Annotated in this window: 20 protein-coding genes and 1 pseudogene; 12 read left to right on the plus strand and 9 right to left on the minus strand. The window is 69.4% G+C overall.

Features of this window, described 5'->3' with window-relative positions:
• Positions 1-71: 71 nt before the first annotated feature.
• Both ABZT87_RS17275 and ABZT87_RS17280 read left to right on the plus strand, forming a co-directional pair.
• The gene (locus tag ABZT87_RS17275) at positions 72-1166 is read left to right on the plus strand and encodes an ROK family transcriptional regulator (protein ID WP_355136530.1); all 1095 of its coding nucleotides are present in this window, start codon (positions 72-74) and stop codon (positions 1164-1166) included.
• A gap of 89 nt (positions 1167-1255) precedes the next feature.
• The gene (locus ABZT87_RS17280) at positions 1256-1633 is read left to right on the plus strand and encodes a hypothetical protein (protein WP_355136532.1); all 378 of its coding nucleotides are present in this window, start codon (positions 1256-1258) and stop codon (positions 1631-1633) included.
• 498 nt (positions 1634-2131) lie between these two features.
• On the opposite strand, the gene ABZT87_RS17285 is transcribed toward ABZT87_RS17280, so the two are convergent.
• From ABZT87_RS17285 to ABZT87_RS17300, 4 genes are all read right to left on the minus strand, one after another.
• Positions 2132-2545 carry a carboxymuconolactone decarboxylase family protein gene (locus ABZT87_RS17285; protein WP_354855690.1) on the minus strand — a complete coding sequence of 138 codons (414 nt, stop codon included), beginning with the start codon at positions 2543-2545 and terminating at the stop codon, positions 2132-2134.
• A gap of 636 nt (positions 2546-3181) precedes the next feature.
• A complete protein-coding gene (locus ABZT87_RS17290) occupies positions 3182-4066 on the minus strand; it encodes a class I SAM-dependent methyltransferase (protein ID WP_355065897.1) in 885 nt (294 codons plus the stop codon).
• A 170-nt stretch (positions 4067-4236) separates the two neighbouring features.
• The gene (locus ABZT87_RS17295) at positions 4237-5340 is read right to left on the minus strand and encodes an FUSC family protein (RefSeq protein ID WP_355136534.1); all 1104 of its coding nucleotides are present in this window, start codon (positions 5338-5340) and stop codon (positions 4237-4239) included.
• A gap of 139 nt (positions 5341-5479) precedes the next feature.
• On the minus strand, positions 5480-5974 hold the full coding sequence (locus ABZT87_RS17300; RefSeq protein ID WP_355136536.1) for an SMI1/KNR4 family protein: 495 nt from the start codon (positions 5972-5974) through the stop codon (positions 5480-5482).
• 643 nt (positions 5975-6617) lie between these two features.
• Here ABZT87_RS17300 and ABZT87_RS17305 point away from each other — a divergent pair.
• The 4 genes and pseudogenes from ABZT87_RS17305 to ABZT87_RS17320 all read left to right on the plus strand — a co-directional run bounded on the left by ABZT87_RS17305 (position 6618) and on the right by ABZT87_RS17320 (position 9267).
• Positions 6618-7865 carry a hypothetical protein gene (locus ABZT87_RS17305; RefSeq protein ID WP_355136538.1) on the plus strand — a complete coding sequence of 416 codons (1248 nt, stop codon included), beginning with the start codon at positions 6618-6620 and terminating at the stop codon, positions 7863-7865.
• 107 nt (positions 7866-7972) lie between these two features.
• Positions 7973-8557 (plus strand): phosphatase PAP2 family protein, encoded by a 585-nt coding sequence (locus tag ABZT87_RS17310; RefSeq protein WP_355065905.1) that lies wholly within the window; start codon positions 7973-7975, stop codon positions 8555-8557.
• Positions 8558-8641: 84 nt separating this feature from the next.
• Positions 8642-8896, plus strand: a pseudogene (locus tag ABZT87_RS17315) (ABC transporter permease); the annotation flags it as partial.
• Between the two features lie 104 nt (positions 8897-9000).
• Positions 9001-9267: an ABC transporter permease gene (locus tag ABZT87_RS17320; protein WP_355065907.1), complete on the plus strand. Its 267-nt coding sequence runs from the start codon at positions 9001-9003 to the stop codon at positions 9265-9267.
• A 25-nt stretch (positions 9268-9292) separates the two neighbouring features.
• On the opposite strand, the gene ABZT87_RS17325 is transcribed toward ABZT87_RS17320, so the two are convergent.
• The 5 genes from ABZT87_RS17325 to ABZT87_RS17345 all read right to left on the minus strand — a co-directional run bounded on the left by ABZT87_RS17325 (position 9293) and on the right by ABZT87_RS17345 (position 11666).
• Positions 9293-9424, minus strand: coding sequence for a hypothetical protein (locus tag ABZT87_RS17325; protein WP_355136540.1), 132 nt, complete (start codon positions 9422-9424; stop codon positions 9293-9295).
• Between the two features lie 191 nt (positions 9425-9615).
• Complete coding sequence (locus ABZT87_RS17330; RefSeq protein ID WP_355136542.1) at positions 9616-10044, minus strand: nuclear transport factor 2 family protein; 429 nt, start codon at positions 10042-10044, stop codon at positions 9616-9618.
• Complete coding sequence (locus ABZT87_RS17335; protein ID WP_355136544.1) at positions 10041-10475, minus strand: SRPBCC domain-containing protein; 435 nt, start codon at positions 10473-10475, stop codon at positions 10041-10043. The genes ABZT87_RS17330 and ABZT87_RS17335 overlap by 4 nt, the downstream gene beginning before the upstream one ends.
• Positions 10472-10816 carry a metalloregulator ArsR/SmtB family transcription factor gene (locus tag ABZT87_RS17340; protein ID WP_355136546.1) on the minus strand — a complete coding sequence of 115 codons (345 nt, stop codon included), beginning with the start codon at positions 10814-10816 and terminating at the stop codon, positions 10472-10474. Before ABZT87_RS17340 ends, ABZT87_RS17335 begins: the two co-directional genes overlap by 4 nt.
• 646 nt (positions 10817-11462) lie before the next feature.
• Entirely contained in the window at positions 11463-11666 is a 204-nt protein-coding gene (locus tag ABZT87_RS17345; RefSeq protein WP_355136548.1) for a hypothetical protein, read from the minus strand.
• Between the two features lie 409 nt (positions 11667-12075).
• Here ABZT87_RS17345 and ABZT87_RS17350 point away from each other — a divergent pair, with 409 nt between their 5' ends.
• The 6 genes from ABZT87_RS17350 to ABZT87_RS17375 are packed head-to-tail and all read left to right on the plus strand — an operon-like array spanning position 12076 to position 16740.
• Positions 12076-12837, plus strand: coding sequence for a DeoR/GlpR family DNA-binding transcription regulator (locus ABZT87_RS17350; RefSeq protein WP_354855661.1), 762 nt, complete (start codon positions 12076-12078; stop codon positions 12835-12837).
• On the plus strand, positions 12834-13742 hold the full coding sequence (pfkB, locus tag ABZT87_RS17355) for a 1-phosphofructokinase (protein ID WP_355136550.1): 909 nt from the start codon (positions 12834-12836) through the stop codon (positions 13740-13742). The genes ABZT87_RS17350 and pfkB overlap by 4 nt, the downstream gene beginning before the upstream one ends.
• Before the next feature lie 60 nt (positions 13743-13802).
• Positions 13803-14963, plus strand: a complete 1161-nt coding sequence (locus ABZT87_RS17360; protein ID WP_354855659.1) for a PTS mannitol transporter subunit IICB — start codon at positions 13803-13805, stop codon at positions 14961-14963.
• 4 nt (positions 14964-14967) lie between these two features.
• Positions 14968-15276: a PTS lactose transporter subunit IIB gene (locus ABZT87_RS17365; RefSeq protein WP_354855658.1), complete on the plus strand. Its 309-nt coding sequence runs from the start codon at positions 14968-14970 to the stop codon at positions 15274-15276.
• Positions 15269-15703 carry a PTS sugar transporter subunit IIA gene (locus ABZT87_RS17370; protein ID WP_355065911.1) on the plus strand — a complete coding sequence of 145 codons (435 nt, stop codon included), beginning with the start codon at positions 15269-15271 and terminating at the stop codon, positions 15701-15703. Before ABZT87_RS17365 ends, ABZT87_RS17370 begins: the two co-directional genes overlap by 8 nt.
• Entirely contained in the window at positions 15700-16740 is a 1041-nt protein-coding gene (locus ABZT87_RS17375) for a zinc-dependent dehydrogenase (protein ID WP_355136552.1), read from the plus strand. Before ABZT87_RS17370 ends, ABZT87_RS17375 begins: the two co-directional genes overlap by 4 nt.
• Positions 16741-16747: the final 7 nt, after the last annotated feature.

The following is a 16747-nucleotide window of genomic DNA, read 5'->3' on the forward strand; positions in this document are numbered from 1 at the left end:
AGCCCCCATTACTTGAAAGACTTTACTGGGTCGAGCCTCTTCTAGGCAATAGCCCTGACTAGAATGTTGGCGTGGAGCCCACCTTGCCGTCGCAGGAGATCGTCCGGTCGCTCACCGACGAGCACGTGCTTCGCGCGTTGATGCAGCACCGTCGACTTACTCGCGCCGAGCTGGCCGTCGAGATCGGCATCTCCAAGCCGACCGCGGGGGAGAGCGTGCGCCGGCTGACCGAACGCGGCCTGGTGGCCGACACAGGTGAGCGCACCCCGGGTGGTCGCGGTCGCGGTCGGGTGGGCTCGTACTACGCGCTCGCGCCGGCGGTGGGCGTGGCGCTGGCCGTCGTCATCGCTCCGGAGGGTGTCGTGGCGGAGTGCCTGGACATCTACGGTGACACGGTGTCGCGCGCGGTCCGGCCGATCGACCGGCCGGCCCGCCCGAGCCAGGCTGCCGATGCGCTGGCCGCCGCGACCGTCGAGGTTCTCGCCGCAGCCGGCCGGCCGGCCCGGCTGGCCGTCGTCAGCGCGGCTGACCCGGTAGATCGCGCCACCGGCCGCCTGGTGCAGCTGCCCGACTCACCTTTCCTGGTCGGTGACCTCGACCCGGTCGCCGTCCTCGCGCCGCAGGCGGGCGGCCCGGTCGTCGTCGACAACGACGTGAACTGGGCGGCGCTGGCCGAGCGGAACACCGCCCGCGACTTCGCTTACCTCTACTTGGGTGAAGGGCTGGGCTGTGCGATCGTCAGCGACGGCGAGGTCCGCCGCGGGCATACCGGCCTGACCGGTGAGATCGCCCACCTGCTTACCGTCGGGCCGGGTGGTCGCGCGGTCCGGTTGATCGAGGTCTTCGGCGAGCTGGGTCTGCGCCGCGACGGCTCGACCGCGATCGACGTCGAGCGGCTCCTCGACAGCGACCCCGCGACGCGGGAGCTCATCGGCCAGGCCGTTGCCGGTGTCGTCGCCGCCGTGGTCGCGCTTGCCGACCCGCAGGAGATCGTTGTTGGCGGTTCGTGGGGCCCTGCCCTGATCGGTAGCATCCGCTCGGCGACAACACCGATGCCGCGCGAGGTCCCCGTGCGGCCCGCCGTGCTGACCGGCGAGCCGGTTCTGGCCGGTGTGCGCGCGGAGGCGCTCAACCGCCTCCGGTCAGCCATCACGACGACCGACTGACCGGGCGTCCAGCCGAGCGGCGTGTCATCCAACACCGTGAACGTTCGTGGTCAAGGCACTAGATAGGCGCGGCAGCCTACGGTTGCGGGGTGAAGCTTGACTACTATTCTGCCGCCGAAGGCGTCGACGTCGCGAGTGGCCGGGCAGACCTTTGTCACCTCGCTGACCTGGTAGCAAGCGGAGGCGAGCTGAGCCTTGCGCCGTCCGCTCACCCTCGGCATCTACGGGGTGTGCTCATCGAAGTGACGCAGGGCCCCGTCGTTATTGGTGTCGACGATCGCAGCTATCTCAGCATCCACGGTGGCGCGGAAAGCCGGTCGCTCCTCGCCGACCTGCTACACGATGTAGCCAGCATGGACGACGGCGGCCACGTTCACCTGGAGTACTTCGAGGGTCACCATTTCCTGGCACCAGACAGCGTGCCGCTCATCGTCAACAGTCCGCATGGTGGGATGCCTCGGAGCTGATCAAGCGATGCCACGCACGAAACCGCCCCACAACATCATTTTCATTAGGAGTTGTAAGACTACGTTTGTAGGCGTGCTGTAGATCGATGTGGAGCGTTGCGGGTCAGCTTGATGGGGTTCGCCGCAGTTCCGTCATTCGAGACCGGGCGCTGACCACATGGCCAGTTGAGCATGTTGAGGTTCTCGATGTTCAGGTACTGCTACCACGTCTCATCGTCGACGGCGCAGCCCGCTGTTTGCTCGCTGACCGCCTACCGATCGGCGTGAGCGGCCGACGCTCCGCTCCTACCGCTCGGAGCGGCGACGCCGCTGCCTTCGTCGTGCCCCGGTCAGGCCCTCGAAAAGCGGAAGCAGTTCACGATGGTGCTAAGCGAGATTAAGGCAGCCCCTGGTGCCGCCGTTCGGGCGCGGCACCGTCGCCTCGGGCCGGCAGCAGACCGGGCGACGTGAGCGGGCGCTATCAGCTGTGTCGGCGACGCGTGAGCGACGACGGCGAGGTCAGCCGGCCGGGGTGGGGCTTGCCGGGACAGGTAGCAGGTTGCGCTCTGCGAAGACCTTCTTGGCGACGAGCGTGGCGTTGACGGCCCGCGGCACGCCGCAGTAGACCACCGCCTGCAGCAGCGCCTCGACTATCTCCGACGGCGTCAGGCCCGCGTTGAGTGCCCCGTTGACGTGCACTTCTAGCTGGGCCCCGGCATCACCGAGGCCGGTCAGAATGCCGAGGGTGAGCAGCTCCCGGTCCCGGCGCGCGAGCTGGGGCCGGACGTAGAGATCCCCGTAGGACCAGGCGACGGAGCGACGGCTGAGCTCGGGCGAGACGTCGGCGAGGGCTTCCAGGAGTCTTTGCGCGGCGCCGCCGTCGGCCTGTCGCAGCGCCTCAAGACCCCGCTCGTACTGCTCGTCCTCCGCCATGCTCACGCCCCACCTCTGCCAATCGTCCTGTCGGCTGGACCGGCGGGTACCCATTGCCGTGCCGGACAAACGGGTCGCGTCCCGCGCGTCGGTCGATAGGGGGCGCGGCCAGTGAGATCAAGGAGGAGGTCCTCCAAGCTGCTTTGCCGAACCAGGACGCCGCCCGAGACGAGGCCGACACGCTCACCTCAGCCTGCACGGCGTCGCGATGGCACCTCGAAGCAGGAGGCCGGCCCGACCCAAGGGCGTCAGGCGCTGATCAAGTTGACCGTGCTCGGTGACGGCTGCCGGCGGTGTCGTGCCAATATTAGGGGAGCAGACGGATGCACTGAGGAGTCGGCTGCTGGCCGAGTGTGCGGACCTCCCCGATGCCCGCCAGGGGGCGGCTCGGCAGGGGCCGTCGCGCGCCACGGCACAGCGGAGCATGTCGCCGCCTTTGGTCCGGGACTACGTCACCTCCACCTGACCGACGGCCGTCGCGACTGACAGGCCTCCGTGCCTGTCGCAATCAGCGCGATTGCAGCTCGGGCTCGCGATGGTTGAAGGGGGCGAGGCGGTGGTCCTGCTGAGGACGACCGGGCCAGCGCAAGACGTGTGTCCGTCGGGTCAGTGAATGCGGGGCGACGCGGTACGTCCTCAGCGGTACCCGTGTGGACGCCGTGCGCGAAGGAACACCGTGGCCATCGTGCGCCGCGTCGGCGTACCGGCCGCGGCCAGGGCGGTCATGTATGTGTCGAGGCGCTCGCGATCGTCGTCGGTCAGGGCGGCGGCGATCGCTTCGCCGTACGTGGGGACCAGGGGGTTGGGTGCCACTCGCTTGAGTGCCTCCCAGTCCCCGATCGGGTCGGCGGGCACGTCGACCTGGGCGCGGTAGCTCAGCTCCACCGCCTCGAAGCCGGCGGATACTGCCCAGTCGACCAGGTCACGCTCGTCGAAGTCCATCATCGGTCGGGTGGTTTCCGCGGTGGTGCTCCGGTAGACGTCGCTGACCTTGGCGATCAGGTCGTTGACGGGCGAGTTGCCCAAGCCGAACAGATCATCGGGCCGGAGCCGCTCCGCGAAGCCGTTGATGGGCTCGAACAGGGACATCCGTCCGCCCGGCCGCAGGACCCGGAAGAACTCCGCGAAGGCGGCGGTCTTGCGGTCGGAGTAGATGAGCACCGAGCGAGTGGTCACGACGTCGACAGAGGCGTCAGCGATTCCGGCGAGGTCATCGGCCGGCGCGACCACAAAGTTGCACCGCTCGTCGCCACCGGCGGTGCGCCGGCACTCGTCGAGCACATCCGGTGAGACATCGCTGAAGATGACTCGGCCGTCCGGGCCGAGCCGATCCAGCGCGCCGAACGCGATCAGTCCCGTCCCGCAGCCCACGTCGAGGACCACGTCGTCGGCCACCAGCCCGGCTCCCTCAAGGACGCCATCACGGAACGCCGCCAGATCCAGGGCGTTACGGGCGCGCAGGCCCGCGCTGTTGCCGTCCCGGCGGGCAAGGAGCCACTGGGCCCACTTGTCCCTCGCCACCGGGTCAGCGTAACCCCCGACGCATACCCGGACGATCGTTCGCGAACAGCGAGAACGTGGAGTCGGGCAACGCCACGCCGTCGTCGGTCGCCGCCAGGCGGTGGCGCCGGACGCTGTGACGCGGCATCACGTTGTGGCGCGGATCGTTGTCTCCGGCCGGACGACAGGCGTCAAGCCCGGCTCAGGCCGAGCGCCTCGTCCACCCGGTCCAGCACCGTCATGTCGTCGTGGCCGACGCCGCGCAGCAGGTCGATGGCGGTCGCCCGGATCTGTCCGACGATCATGGTGACCGGCAGCGGCGGATCGGACCGCAGCAGGCCCGCGGCGATCCGGACCGCTTCCAGGGCCACCGCGTCGGCCCGCTGCGCATGCCGGTCGGCGTCGGCGCCGCTCAGGTCGCTGGCCAGCGCCTCCCCGGCCGACCGTACGGCGGCGGTCAGCGCGCCAATCGCGGCGGCCAGCTCCGGCGGTGTGGCGGTGTGCCGGCGGGTCAGGGTCACAGCGGCCCGGGCCAGCACCCGGATGTTGCGGGCGGCGTAGTCGAGCTGCCGCAGCGTCCCTTCCACGTCGGCGAGCTTGCCCAGGTGCCGGCGGCGCAGCCCCAGCCGCAGCGTCTCATCGGTGGCGAGCACGGCGGTCTGCAGCTGGGCGACGCAGTCGTCCACCTGCCGGGCTTGGTCCAGCGCGGCGCGGGCGGCATCCTCGTCGCAGCCCTGCAGCGCCGCGTTCACCTCATCGAGCAGGTCGGCCAGGTCGGTGTAGCTGCACCGAGCCTGGGCCACCAGCGGCGCCAGCGGGTCGCGGGCGGTCATCAGCTGGCTGGCGGCCAACGCGACCGCGCCGCCGATGAGCGCGTCGACGAAGCGGAACGGCATCAGCGTCCCGTGCGGTGCGGCGACCACGACCAGGTACATGGCCGAGACGGTGGCCTGCACGACCAGGGCACGGCGGGCACCGATCACCACGAGCGTCGTGGTGGTCAGTACCAGCACCAGCAGGACCGTGCCGGTGCCCGGGCCCAGCGCGTACACCAGCAGCTCCGCGACGAGCACGGCGGCGGCCACGGCGAGCAGGATCTCGACGGTCTGACGCAGCCGTCGACCGCGGGACTCACCGAGCACGACGAGCGCGGCGGTCGGGGCGTAGAACGGGTCCGGGTGACGGATCACCACCGCTGCCACGATCCAGGCGACCACCGCGGCGGCGGTCAGCTCGACCACGGTCATCCCGTCGCCCCGCAACCGCGCGACGGCGTCGCGCCCCCACGTCCGCACCGGTGATACCCCCTTCCGCCCAGCGGACCGGGGACGGCCGCCGCTTGATCTTCCGCGAGAACGGGCACTACCCCGCCCGTGACCTGCTCAATCGTCAGGTGGTGGGCGGCACTCGGGATGGAAGGCCGGTGACGCGCGGTCAGTCGTCTCCGTCGAACTCGGCCGCGTCGACGAGGCCGCCCAGGAACGTCTCGAAGTCGGGGGCGATGACGGTGATCTGGTAGTCCCACTCCTGGTCGACGTGTACGACCGTCGGCTCGCCGGGGGATCGGTAGTCGAGAGCGATCATGTCGTGGCCCGCTGAGGGGCAGTCGGCGATGTAGACGCCGATGTCGGGGTAGCCCCACTCCGTCATCCAGAACGCGTTCTCGAGTTCGCCGCACAGGCTGAAGGAGGCGGTGTGACCGATCGCCGCCAGTGTGTACACCGCCACGTGGCCTGCCGACCAGGAGGTCCGGCTGGGCGAGGGGTGGGCGTCCCGGGCCAGCACCCCGCCGTTGTGGCGCCGGGCCAGGTCGACGTACGCAGCGGGTAGCTTGTGTCCGAGCTGCGCCTGCACCTCACGCAGAAGCTCGTCGGTGAGCGGGTTTTCCAACGGACCGGAGGTGTCGAAGATGATCGTGGGATCGAGCACTCGCCGACGGTAGTCGCTCTGCCAGGCTGAATTGACGGGCCCAGCTGGACGTCCGGCATGAGCGTCAGTCCCGAGCGGTCGCCCGCTCGTTCGCCCACCTGCGGCCGGAGTCCTCTGGATCGTCTGGTTGCAGGGCGCCGTCCCCCAGACTGGCGAAGAGCGATTCGTACAGCCGATTCGGGTCCACCGCTGCTTGCCCTGCCTGGCCTGACTGGACTCGTCGTAGGCCGCCTGAACCTCGACGACTCGGCGTGCCAACGCCAGCGCGTCCACGCCGGGGCGGTACAGCGACGCCCACAACTGGGCGTCAAGCTCTACTGCGGCCCTCTCCCACGGCTGCGCTGGCTCCGCCGGCTTTCCCTTCTCTTCCTTGACCCGTCGGTACACCGCTCGCTCCCGGGCTCTCCTCGCGAGGCCCATGAGGTCCGTGATCAGAATGAACGGCCGACGGTCGATCGGAAACGCCCAGGGCATGGTCCGGTGTCGTCCTCCACGACCAGCAACCTGCTCACCCCGGAAAATTAGCCTTTCCCCCGGATATCCGCCCGTCGTGGTCCTCAGCAAGTTTTCAGGCCGCATGCCGCACCTTGGTCGACGTCACCGGCCGCCGACCGCGGTCGTCCGAGCGTCGACTGGAGTTTCCATGGAGTACCTGGCAACGCGTTCGCGGGGCTGGCTGACCAAGGTGCCGGCGATCACCGCCACGTTCTGGGTCATCAAAGTCCTGTCGACCACGATCGGGGAGACGTTCGCCGACTACCTCTCCGTCAACGTGGGGCTCGGCCCGCTCGTCACCACCGCGGTGATGATCGCCGTGCTCGCCGCCGCGCTCACCGTGCAGTTCCGAACGCGCAAGTACACCCCGTGGATCTACTGGCTGTGCGTGGTGCTCGTCAGCATCGTCGGCACCCAGATCACCGACTTCTTCACCGACACCCTCGGCGTCAGCCTGTACGTCAGCACCGCGGTCTTCTCGGTCATCCTGGCCGTGGTCTTCATGATCTGGTATCGCCAGGAGCGCACTCTGGCGATCACCTCGATCGACACACCGCGGCGCGAGGGCTTCTACTGGGCCGCGATCCTCACCACGTTCGCACTCGGCACCGCGGCCGGCGACCTGGCCACCGAGGCGCTCAGCCTGGGCTTCCGCAACGGCACACTGATCTTCGGCGGCCTCATCCTGCTCACCTGGATCGGCAACCGCGCCGGCGCTTCCACCGTGCTGACGTTCTGGATCGCGTACGTCCTCACCCGCCCGCTCGGCGCGTCCCTGGGCGACCTGCTGACCCAGTCCAAGGACTTCGGTGGCCTCGACCTGGGCGCCAGCGCGACCAGCCTGCTGTTCTTCGCGGTCATCCTGGTGCTGGTTGGCCGGGAGCAGGTGCTGGCCAATCGGCACGGGGTGGCGGCCAAGGGTGACGGTCCGCTCGGCGGACGCCGCCCGGACTACGCCTGGGCGGCCGCCGGTGTCGCGGCTGTCGTCATCGCCGGCTTCGGCCTCAGCGCCCTCCGCCCGGGGGCAGGCAGCACGGACGCGCAGACCGTCACCGTCGCTCAGCCCGACGGGGCGACGCAGGCTGCCGCCCAGCTGGTGCACCCCACTACCCGCCTGGGAGACCTGACCGGCTTCGCCAGGATCGCCGGCGACATGCAGGCCATGGTTGCCCGTAACGACCTCGCGGGTGGCCGGACCCGTGCCAAGGACCTGGAGGTGCGCTGGGACGACGCCGAGGCCGGCCTCAAACCCCGCGATCCGGCGAGTTGGCACAGGCTCGACAGCGAAATCGATGCCGTCCTGACCTCGCTGCGAGCCGGACAGCCGAGCCCAGCCGACTGCTCCGCCAACCTGCGGGCCCTCACCACCACCCTGAACCAATTCGACGGCGTGTGACTCCACGCCGACCCAGGCCGCCTGCCCATCTCAGTGCCCCCGCTGGGATGGGCCGGCCCACGGCTTTCAGCACCTCTTAAATGCGCCACCCAGGGAGATTGGCCAGCGTGAACTATCAGCTCGTCGAACTGATCAACGGCGCCGCGGGTCGGGCCGACAGCGTAGACGACGTGATGGAGTTCGCCGCGACCTGGTTGATCTATCCGGGTTTCGCGGTCGCCGCCGTGCTCGGGGGCCGGGCCCTGCTCGACCGTCGGATCCGCCCGGTGGTCCAGCTCGGCGCCGCGCTCGTTCTGGCGTTCGGGTTCGCCGTCGTGCTCTCACACATCAGCGCCCAGGGGCGGCCGTTCCAGAGCCATCAGGTGCACCAGCTCATCGCGCACGACCCCGGTGTCTCGCTGCCCAGCGATCACGCAACGGCGGCGTTTACGCTGGCGTTCGGCGTGTACGCGTTCCTGGGCCGCCGCTGGGGTGTCGTGCTGGCCGTCGCGGCGCTGGCGATCGGCTTCGCCCGGATCTGGGTCGGCGTGCACTATCCGAGGGACATCGTCGCTGGGGCAATCATCGGCGGTGTGGCGGTCCTCGAAGTGGTGGCCGCCGCGCGGTTCGGGCTCGCGCTCGCGGCCACGAACAGGCAAGCGCACCAGAACGTAGAGCCCGTCTCTTCTCTCAATGCGTGGGTGCTCTGGTGAATCAGGGAACGATCTCCGCCGGACCCACGCTGGCCCGTCGTGCTGGTGGCGCTGGTCGCCCGGCTCGGGGAAAGCCGTGGGGGCGTGACGGCGTCGCTCCGGGCGATCCTGCAGCTGGTGGTCGTCTCGTTGCTGATCGCCGCCGTGCTGCGTTCCTGGTGGGCCACTGCCGGGTTCCTCGCGGTGATGCTGCTGGTCGCCGGCGTCACCGCGGCCCGCAGGGTGAGCACGTTCCGGCTCGGGTGGCTCGCGATCATCCCGATCACGGCCGGGGCGCTGCCGGTCGGCGCGCTGATCGTCGGGGCCGGAACGATGCCGCTGACCGAGGTGGCGGTCCTGCCGATCGCCGGCATCCTGATCGGCGGCGCGATGACCGCGACGTCGCTGTCTAACCGTCGGACTCCAATGAGTTACGGGATCGGAAGGGCGAGTACGAGGCGGCGTTGGCGCTCGGCTTCCTGCCTCGCGAGGCCGCGCTCGAGGTGTGCCGGCCTGTCGCCGGTCAGGCCCTGGACCAGACCCGGACCGTGGGTCTGGTCACGCTGCCCGGTGCTTTCGTCGGAGTGCTGCTCGGCGGTGGCTCCGCCGTGCAGGCCGGCGCCACTCAGCTGCTGGTGCTGATCGCGTTGCTGGCGGCGGAGGCGATCGTCGTCGGGCTCACTCTGGAACTGGTTGCCGGCGGGATGCTTCGTCGGCCGGTGGCTCCATAGCCGTCCGCGGCCGGGCCGGGCGGAGTTACAGGAACAGCACACCGGCCGCGTACGCCACCCAGACCGCGACCTCGAGCCAGGTGGCCGTGGGTGTGATGTTGACGGTGGCCGCGAGCAGGGTGGCGTACCACGATGTCGGTTCGATCGTGGTGGACACGGCTCACCGTCTGCCGCCGACTGGCCCGCGACTACGAACACCACCCGGCCGTCTCCAAAGCGCTCATCCGCTGGGCCGCCATCGCCGGCATCACACGCCGCATCACCTGCGGCCAACCGGCACGCCGTCAAGCCCGCCGCGCCTTCACCTGGACCTGATCAACCCATCTCAAACCCGCACTTAGAGGGTCATCAGAGCTCACCACGAAGGACGGCGTGGCCGGTGTCGGCGTCGAACGGCACCGACGCGTGCTCGTGGACGATTGTCCAAGCGCCGTCCTGCCGGCGCAGGCAGCTCGTCGCGCGCACCCACATGCCGACCTCGGTGCCGTCCCGCATCGTGCCGCTGATCCGGACCAGGAAGTGGCAGAACGCGAGATCCGCTCCGGCGGTGATTTCCAGGTCACGGATCTCGTGCCCGATCGGCGTGCGGTACGAGGCGATCCAGTTCTCCAACCGGTCGGCCGGGTCCTCGCCACGGCGAACGAATGGGCCGATCACGTCGTACAACACGAGATCGTGGTCGTAGCCGGCGGCCGCGGTTGTGGCGTCACGGCGGCCGAAGGCGCGGGTGCGGGTCTCCAACAGCGCGCGGATCTGCCGTTCGCGGTCCGCCGTCATCGCTGGGCCACCTGACCGCCGAGGGCCTCCAGCCAGTCGGCGGTGCCCTGCTCGCGCCACTCGGGCTGTTCCCGGTCGTCCAGGAAGGTGCCCTGTTCGGTGAGCATCAGGAGGGTCCCGTCGCCGTCATGGGTGAACCGCACGGTGGTAAGCGACACGGTCGACAGGACCTCGTCGATGAACAGGGCCGTGGTGTAGACGATGCGCTCGTTGGGCACGATGTCGTGGTATTCGCTCTTCGCGACGAGGCCGCCGCCGTGCACGGCCTCGGTGCCGCCGACTCGGAAGTCCAGCGAATAGTGGCCGTCCTCGGCCGCGAACCACTTCGCCTTGGTGTCGCGGTCGGACCAGGCCGCGAAGACCGCCGCGGCCGAGGCGGCGTAGCTGCGCTCCAGCGTGAACGTACTGTGTTTCACCGAGTGGTCGGTCATGATCCTGGCTCCTTCGTCTGGTCGTCGAGGACCGCGCCGAGGCGGTCCATGCGGTGCTCCCACGCCGTGCGCTGGCGCTGCAACCACGCCTCGGCGTTGCGGAGGCCGGCCGGATCGATCTGGCAGGTGCGGACCCGCCCGACCTTCTCCGACCGCACCAGCTCGCTGTCCTGCAGCACCTGGAGATGCTGGACTGTCGCGGCGACGGTGACCCCGAGCTGAGCGGCCAGCTCACTCACGGTCGCCGGACCGCGGGTCAGGCGCTCGATTACCGCCCGCCGGTTCGCGTCGGCGAGCGCGTGGAACACCCGGTCCGCCACCCCCCTCTCATGCTTAAGCATGTACTTAACTGTAGGTCCCTGGGTTGCAAAGTCAAGGACCGGCTTAAGTTTCTGGCCCGCCCTGTGTGGACGGTGCTCGGTTGGCCACTGGGCCAGAAGGTGTTTCTCACAGTGGGTCCGGGGGATGCCGGCCGCCGGGTCCGGAGACCGCCGAGGCCCCTGGGGGCTTGCCGCGGTAATGCAACCCGCTTATCGACCTGCTCCACTCGCATAGGGCGGGTCAGGGATCGGTTCTACCGCGAGCGACCCTAGAGTGTGCAGGTGGCTGCGCACCGTAGCGATGCTGTCCCGGGTGCCCCGGGACGTGAGATCGCCCGCGAACAGGTCCTCCGTCCGCCAGCATCTTTTCCGCTGCCGCCCACCTGCGTCAACGGCAGGTATCTACCGTTACTGGACCGCGGGGCGACCGTCGAACGGCTGGACGCGCTGCGCGACGCCCGGACCTATGGCGGCTCGGGGGGCACCCAGGATGGGATCGACGTGTACGGCACCCAACCACGATGGCGCCCGCGCTGTGCATCAAATGCGATGCCGCGACGAGAGACTCGCGGCCGCCAAGCTACGCAAAGTTGATGCGCTTCGCCACGCCAAAGTCGGTTGATCAGCTGAGCGCATCTGCCGCTGAATACGTGCGACTCTCCACCAACTAGAGGTGCTCGCAGTATGGAGAACAGCGACGGCCAAGTGCGTGGCCCAGGTCCCGCAGGAGGGTGCCCAGCCGCTCGGTCTCCTCGGCGGTGGGCGGAGTGATGGCTGCGCCAGCCGCAATGTGCTCTCCGGCCTCGTGCAGCGTGACGTACAGATCTTCGGCGGTTGCGCGGTCCAGCCGCAGAACGATGTCATCCCGCATCCGCAGACCCTAATCGCGCTTCACGCTCCACCGCTTCGGCAGGGCCGGAATGCGCGGCTTTGCTGCTGACAACGCGCACGGCTGACAACGCGCACGGCGACGTCCACATATGCGGAGCCCCGCGGAGAGGCTTGAGTTGCTCGTGGGCTGGGGCGGCCGCAGCCGCCCCGATGACCCTACTGGCGTATCGGTGCGGATCGGGTTGGAGCTACGGGCGCGCTCGCAGGCGGCAGCGCCTGCCACGCAGCCGAGGGCCGACGCCGCGTGAGCACGGTTAAAGATCAAGCTAGGTCCCGCTCGTCCTGCCAGGTGCCGACCGGTGTGGCTTTCTGTGGTCCGTCTCTTGACTTCCCCTAAAGTCGGGCGTAAACAAAGCACAAGCAAAACGAAACGGCGGTGAAACAACAACATGTACGCCGAAGAACGACAGCAGGAGATCCTCCGCATCGCCCGAGAGATGGGCCGGGTCGAGGTGGCGGGCTTGGCCGACGGGCTCAACGTGACGTCGGAGACCATCCGCCGCGATCTCACCATCCTGGAGCGGGCCGGGGTGCTGCGTCGAGTCCACGGTGGAGCTATTCCGGTCGAACGGCTCGGGTTCGAGCCCGCGCTGGCGGCGCGTGACGCGGTGCTCATCGAGGAGAAGGAGCGCATCGCCAAGCTCGCCTTGAGCGAGGTGCCGGAGGAGGGCGCGATCATCCTCGACGCCGGCACCACGACCGCCCGGCTGGCCCAGCTGCTGCCGGTGGACCGAGAGCTGACCGTCGTGGTCAACTCGCCGGTCATCGCCACGACCCTCGGTACCTATGCCAACCTCAACGTCCTGCTGCTGGGTGGACGGGTCCGCGGGAAGACCCTGGCGACCGTCGACGACTGGGCGCTGTCGCCGTTGGCGGACCTCTACGTCGACGTCGCGTTCGTCGGGACCAACGGCATCTCGGTCGAGCGCGGGCTGACCACCCCGGACCCGTCCGAGGCTGCGGTGAAGCGGGCGATGGTTCGTGCGGCCCGCCGCACGGTGGTGGTCGCCGATCACACCAAGCTCGGCAACGATTACTTCGCCCGGTTCGCTGAGCTGGCCGACGTCGACCTGCTCATCACCGACAGCCGTGCCGACGTCGACCTGGTCGGTGACCTGGAGTCCGCGAATGTCCGGGTGGTACGCGCATGATCGTCACCGTCACCCTCAACCCCAGCCTCGACCGGGCCGTGGAGGTCGACTCACTCACCCGGGGCGAGGTCATCCGGGCTGCCACAGCTCACCTTGACCCCGGCGGCAAGGGCGTCAACGTATCCCGTGCACTGCTGGCCAACGGGGTGCCGTCGGTAGCGGTGTTGCCGTCCGGCGGTGACGAGGGCAATCAGCTCATCCGCCTACTCCAGGCGGAGGGTGTGGAGGTCCTCGCCGTGTCGATCTCCGGACGGACCCGTTCCAACATCACCCTGGCCGAGCCCGACGGCACGGTCACCAAAATCAACGAGCCTGGCCCGGCCATGTGCCGCGCCGAGTTCGACGAGGTGATCGACCGTGTGCTCGCCCGCGCCAGCGGTGCCGACTGGGTCGTGCTGTGCGGCAGCGTCCCGCCCGGCCTGCCCGCCGACGCTTACGCTCAGTTGTGCCGGAAGCTGCGCGCTGCCGGCGTCAGGGTCGCCGTCGATACCAGCGGTCCTGCCCTGCGCGAGGCCGCTCTGGCTGGGGCGAACCTGCTCAAGCCCAACCGCGACGAACTGGCCGAAGTGGTCGGCACCCCGCTGAAGGACCTCGGCGATGTCGTCGATGCCGCTCAGTGCCTGCGGGCATGGGGAGCCGGCACCGTCGTGGCCAGCCTCGGCGCTGACGGCGCTGTCCTGGTCAACGCCGAAGGGGTCCGCACCGGCACCTGTCCGGTCGCCCGGCCCCGTAGCACCGTCGGTGCCGGCGATGCGCTGCTCGCCGGGTTCCTCGCTGCGGGGGCGCAGGGTGCCGCCGCCCTCGCTGAGGGCCTGGCCTGGGGCGCCGCCGCGGTGAGCCTGCCCGGCAGCCGGATGCCCGGGCCGGCGGATCTGTTCCGCCACGACGTCACCATCCACACCTAGCCGGACGACCTTCTTCCCCCTGCGGCTGTCTGGACCGCCCCTCATGAAGGAGATACCCCCGTGACCTCCTCTTCCTACACACCAGAAGTAAAGGGCCAGGGCCCCAAAGCCACAGTGCAACGCCTCGGCGGCTACCTGGCCGCGATGGTCATGCCCAACATCGGCGCGTTCATCGCCTGGGGCCTGATCACCGCACTGTTCATTCCGACCGGCTGGCTGCCCAACAAGACCCTGGCGGAACTGGTCGGCCCGATCATCAGCATCCTGCTACCGGTGCTCATCGGCTACACCGGCGGCCGGCTGGTCCACGGCCAGCGCGGTGCCGTCGTGGGCGCGGTGGCGACCATGGGCCTCGTCGTCGGCGCGGACGTGCCGATGATCCTCGGCGCGATGATCATTGGGCCGCTCACGGCCTATCTCCTCAAGCTGTTCGACAGCCTGGTCGAGAACAGGATCCGCCCCGGCTTCGAGATGCTTGTCGACAACTTCAGCGCCGGCATCATCGGCGCCGCGATGGCCATCGGCGGCGTCTACGGCATCGGCCCGGTGGTCGAATGGCTCACCAAGCAGGCCGGCGCAGGCGTCGACTGGCTCGTCGGCAAGGACCTGCTGCCGCTGACCTCGGTGCTCGTCGAACCCGCCAAGGTGCTCTTCCTCAACAACGCCATCAACCACGGCGTATTCGGCCCGCTGGGCATCGCCGAGGCCGCCGACAAGGGCAAGTCGATCCTGTTCATGATCGAGTCGAACCCCGGCCCCGGCCTCGGTCTGCTGCTCGCCTTCATGCTCTTCGGCCCCCGCGCGCTGCGCCCCAGCGCTCCGGCCGCGATCATCGTGCAGTTCCTCGGCGGCATCCACGAGATCTATTTCCCGTACGTGCTGATGAAGCCGAAGCTGATCCTCGCCATGATCGCCGGGGGTGCGGCCGGCGTCGGCACCTTCGTGATCACCGGTGCGGGCCTGGTCGCCACCCCCTCGCCGGGCAGCATCTTCGCCTACCTCGCGGTCACTCCCAAGGGCGGCCACTTCGGGGTCATTCTCGGCGTCGTGATCGCCGCCGCCGTCACCTTCGCGGTCGCCTCGGCCCTGCTCGGCTTCGGGCGCGGCGAGCCCGCAGCGGACGCTGTCGGCCCGGACGAAGAGGTGGCTGTCCGCCCAGAGCAGGAAAGGGCTGTCGACCCCGACGAGACCCTCGACAAGCCGGCGAAGCAGGAGGTCTGAACAGATGCCCACCATCAACGGCACCGAAATCAAGAAGGTCGTCGTCGCCTGCGACGCCGGCATGGGCAGCAGCGTGATGCTGGCCAGCCAACTTCGGCGGCAACTGGCGAAGAACGCGGTGACCGTCGAGCACACCCCGGTCAACTCGATCCCGGCGGACGCAGACGTGGTCATCTGCCACCAGGGGCTCGCCGCGCGGGCCCGGGTCAGCGCACCCGACAAGGTGATCGTGCCGATCCAGGTGTTCATCGGCGACCCGGCCGTCACCAGGGTCGTGAACGCGGTACAGCGCGGTGGTGAGCTGAGTGGCTGAGCTGCTGGCCCGTGACGCGATCCGGCTCGACGAGCGGGCCCGATCGCGGGACGAAGCGATCAGCCGCTGCGGCGCGGTACTCGTCGAGGTCGGCGCGGTCGCCCCGGCGTACGTGGACGCGATGCTCGCCCGCGAGCGGAGCGTCTCCACGTACATCGGGGAGGGCGTCGCCATCCCGCACGGCACGCTGAACAGCAAGGAGTCGGTCCAGCGCGACGCCCTCGCGGTGCTGCGCTTCCCGGACGGCGTCGACTGGGACGGCTTCGACGTGCGGGTCTGTGTCGCCATCGCCGCGGCCGGCGACGGGCACGTGGACATCCTGGCCCAACTCGCCTCGGTGTTGATGGACCCGGCGCAGGCGCAGCGGCTACGAGAGTCGACGAGCGCCGATGACGTGATCGCTATCCTCGAAGGGAACCCCTCGTGAAGGTTGTCCGATTCCACGCACCCGGTGACGTCCGCATCGAGGACGCGCCCGAGCCCACGCCGGGCCCCGCCGACGTGAAGATCCGCGTCCGCGCATGCTCCACCTGCGGCACCGACGTGAAGATCTCCCGCTTCGGCCACCACCACATCGCCCCGCCGCGCGTCATGGGCCACGAGATCGCCGGCGAGATCACCGAAGTCGGTGACGAAGTCACGGGCTGGCGGCCGGGGGACCGGGTCCAGGTCATCGCCGCCATCCCCTGCGGTACGTGCGCCGAGTGCCAGCGCGGCCGGATGACCGTGTGCCCCAACCAGGTGTCGATGGGATACCACTTCGACGGCGGGTTCGCCGAATACGTGGTCGTGCCCCACAACGTCCTCGCCGTCGACGGGCTCAACCGGATCCCCGAGGGACTCAGCTTCGCCGAGGCGTCCGTCGCCGAGCCCCTCGCCTGCGTCCTCAACGGCCAGAACCTCGCCGGTGTGGGGGAGGGCGACGACGTGGTCGTCGTGGGCGCCGGGCCGATCGGCTGCCTGCATGTCCGTCTGGCCCGGGCGCGCGGCGCGGCCCGGGTGCTCCTCGTCGACCTCAACCGCGAACGCCTCGACCTGGCCGCCAACCTGGTGCAGCCGGACGCGGCGATCTGCGGCGCCGAGACCGACGTCGTCGACGCGGTGCTCAAGCTCACCGAGGGCCGGGGTGCCGACGTCGTCATTACCGCCACGGCCGCTGGCGCCGCCCAGGAGCAGGCGGTGCAGATGACCGCGCGGCAGGGCCGGATCAGCTTCTTCGGCGGCCTGCCGAAGGACAAGCCGGTCATCTCCCTGGACTCCAACCTCGTGCACTACCGCGAACTGACCATCGTCGGTGCCAACGGCTCCAGCCCGGAACACAACAAGGAGGCGCTGCGACTCATCGCCAACGGCTCCGTGCCGGTCGCCGATCTCATCACCCACCGCCTGCCGCTCGACCGCGCCCTCGACGCCTTCGGCATCGTGGCGCGCGGCGAAGCGATCAAGGTGACGATCGAACCGTAGGAGGATC

This window comes from Micromonospora sp. NPDC005237, from assembly GCF_040607775.1.
GTDB lineage: Bacteria > Actinomycetota > Actinomycetes > Mycobacteriales > Micromonosporaceae > Micromonospora.

Excerpts from the sequence above, each read along its gene's own strand:
- ABZT87_RS17305 (WP_355136538.1), top strand. The coding sequence starts at position 6,618 with ATGGAGTACCTGGCAACGCGTTCGCGGGGCTGGCTGACCAAGGTGCCG.
- pfkB (WP_355136550.1), top strand. The coding sequence starts at position 12,834 with ATGATCGTCACCGTCACCCTCAACCCCAGCCTCGACCGGGCCGTGGAG.
- ABZT87_RS17340 (WP_355136546.1), bottom strand. The coding sequence starts at position 10,816 with ATGCTTAAGCATGAGAGGGGGGTGGCGGACCGGGTGTTCCACGCGCTC.
- ABZT87_RS17335 (WP_355136544.1), bottom strand. The coding sequence starts at position 10,475 with ATGACCGACCACTCGGTGAAACACAGTACGTTCACGCTGGAGCGCAGC.
- ABZT87_RS17365 (WP_354855658.1), top strand. The coding sequence starts at position 14,968 with ATGCCCACCATCAACGGCACCGAAATCAAGAAGGTCGTCGTCGCCTGC.
- ABZT87_RS17350 (WP_354855661.1), top strand. The coding sequence starts at position 12,076 with ATGTACGCCGAAGAACGACAGCAGGAGATCCTCCGCATCGCCCGAGAG.
- ABZT87_RS17285 (WP_354855690.1), bottom strand. The coding sequence starts at position 2,545 with ATGGCGGAGGACGAGCAGTACGAGCGGGGTCTTGAGGCGCTGCGACAG.
- ABZT87_RS17330 (WP_355136542.1), bottom strand. The coding sequence starts at position 10,044 with ATGACGGCGGACCGCGAACGGCAGATCCGCGCGCTGTTGGAGACCCGC.
- ABZT87_RS17345 (WP_355136548.1), bottom strand. The coding sequence starts at position 11,666 with ATGCGGGATGACATCGTTCTGCGGCTGGACCGCGCAACCGCCGAAGAT.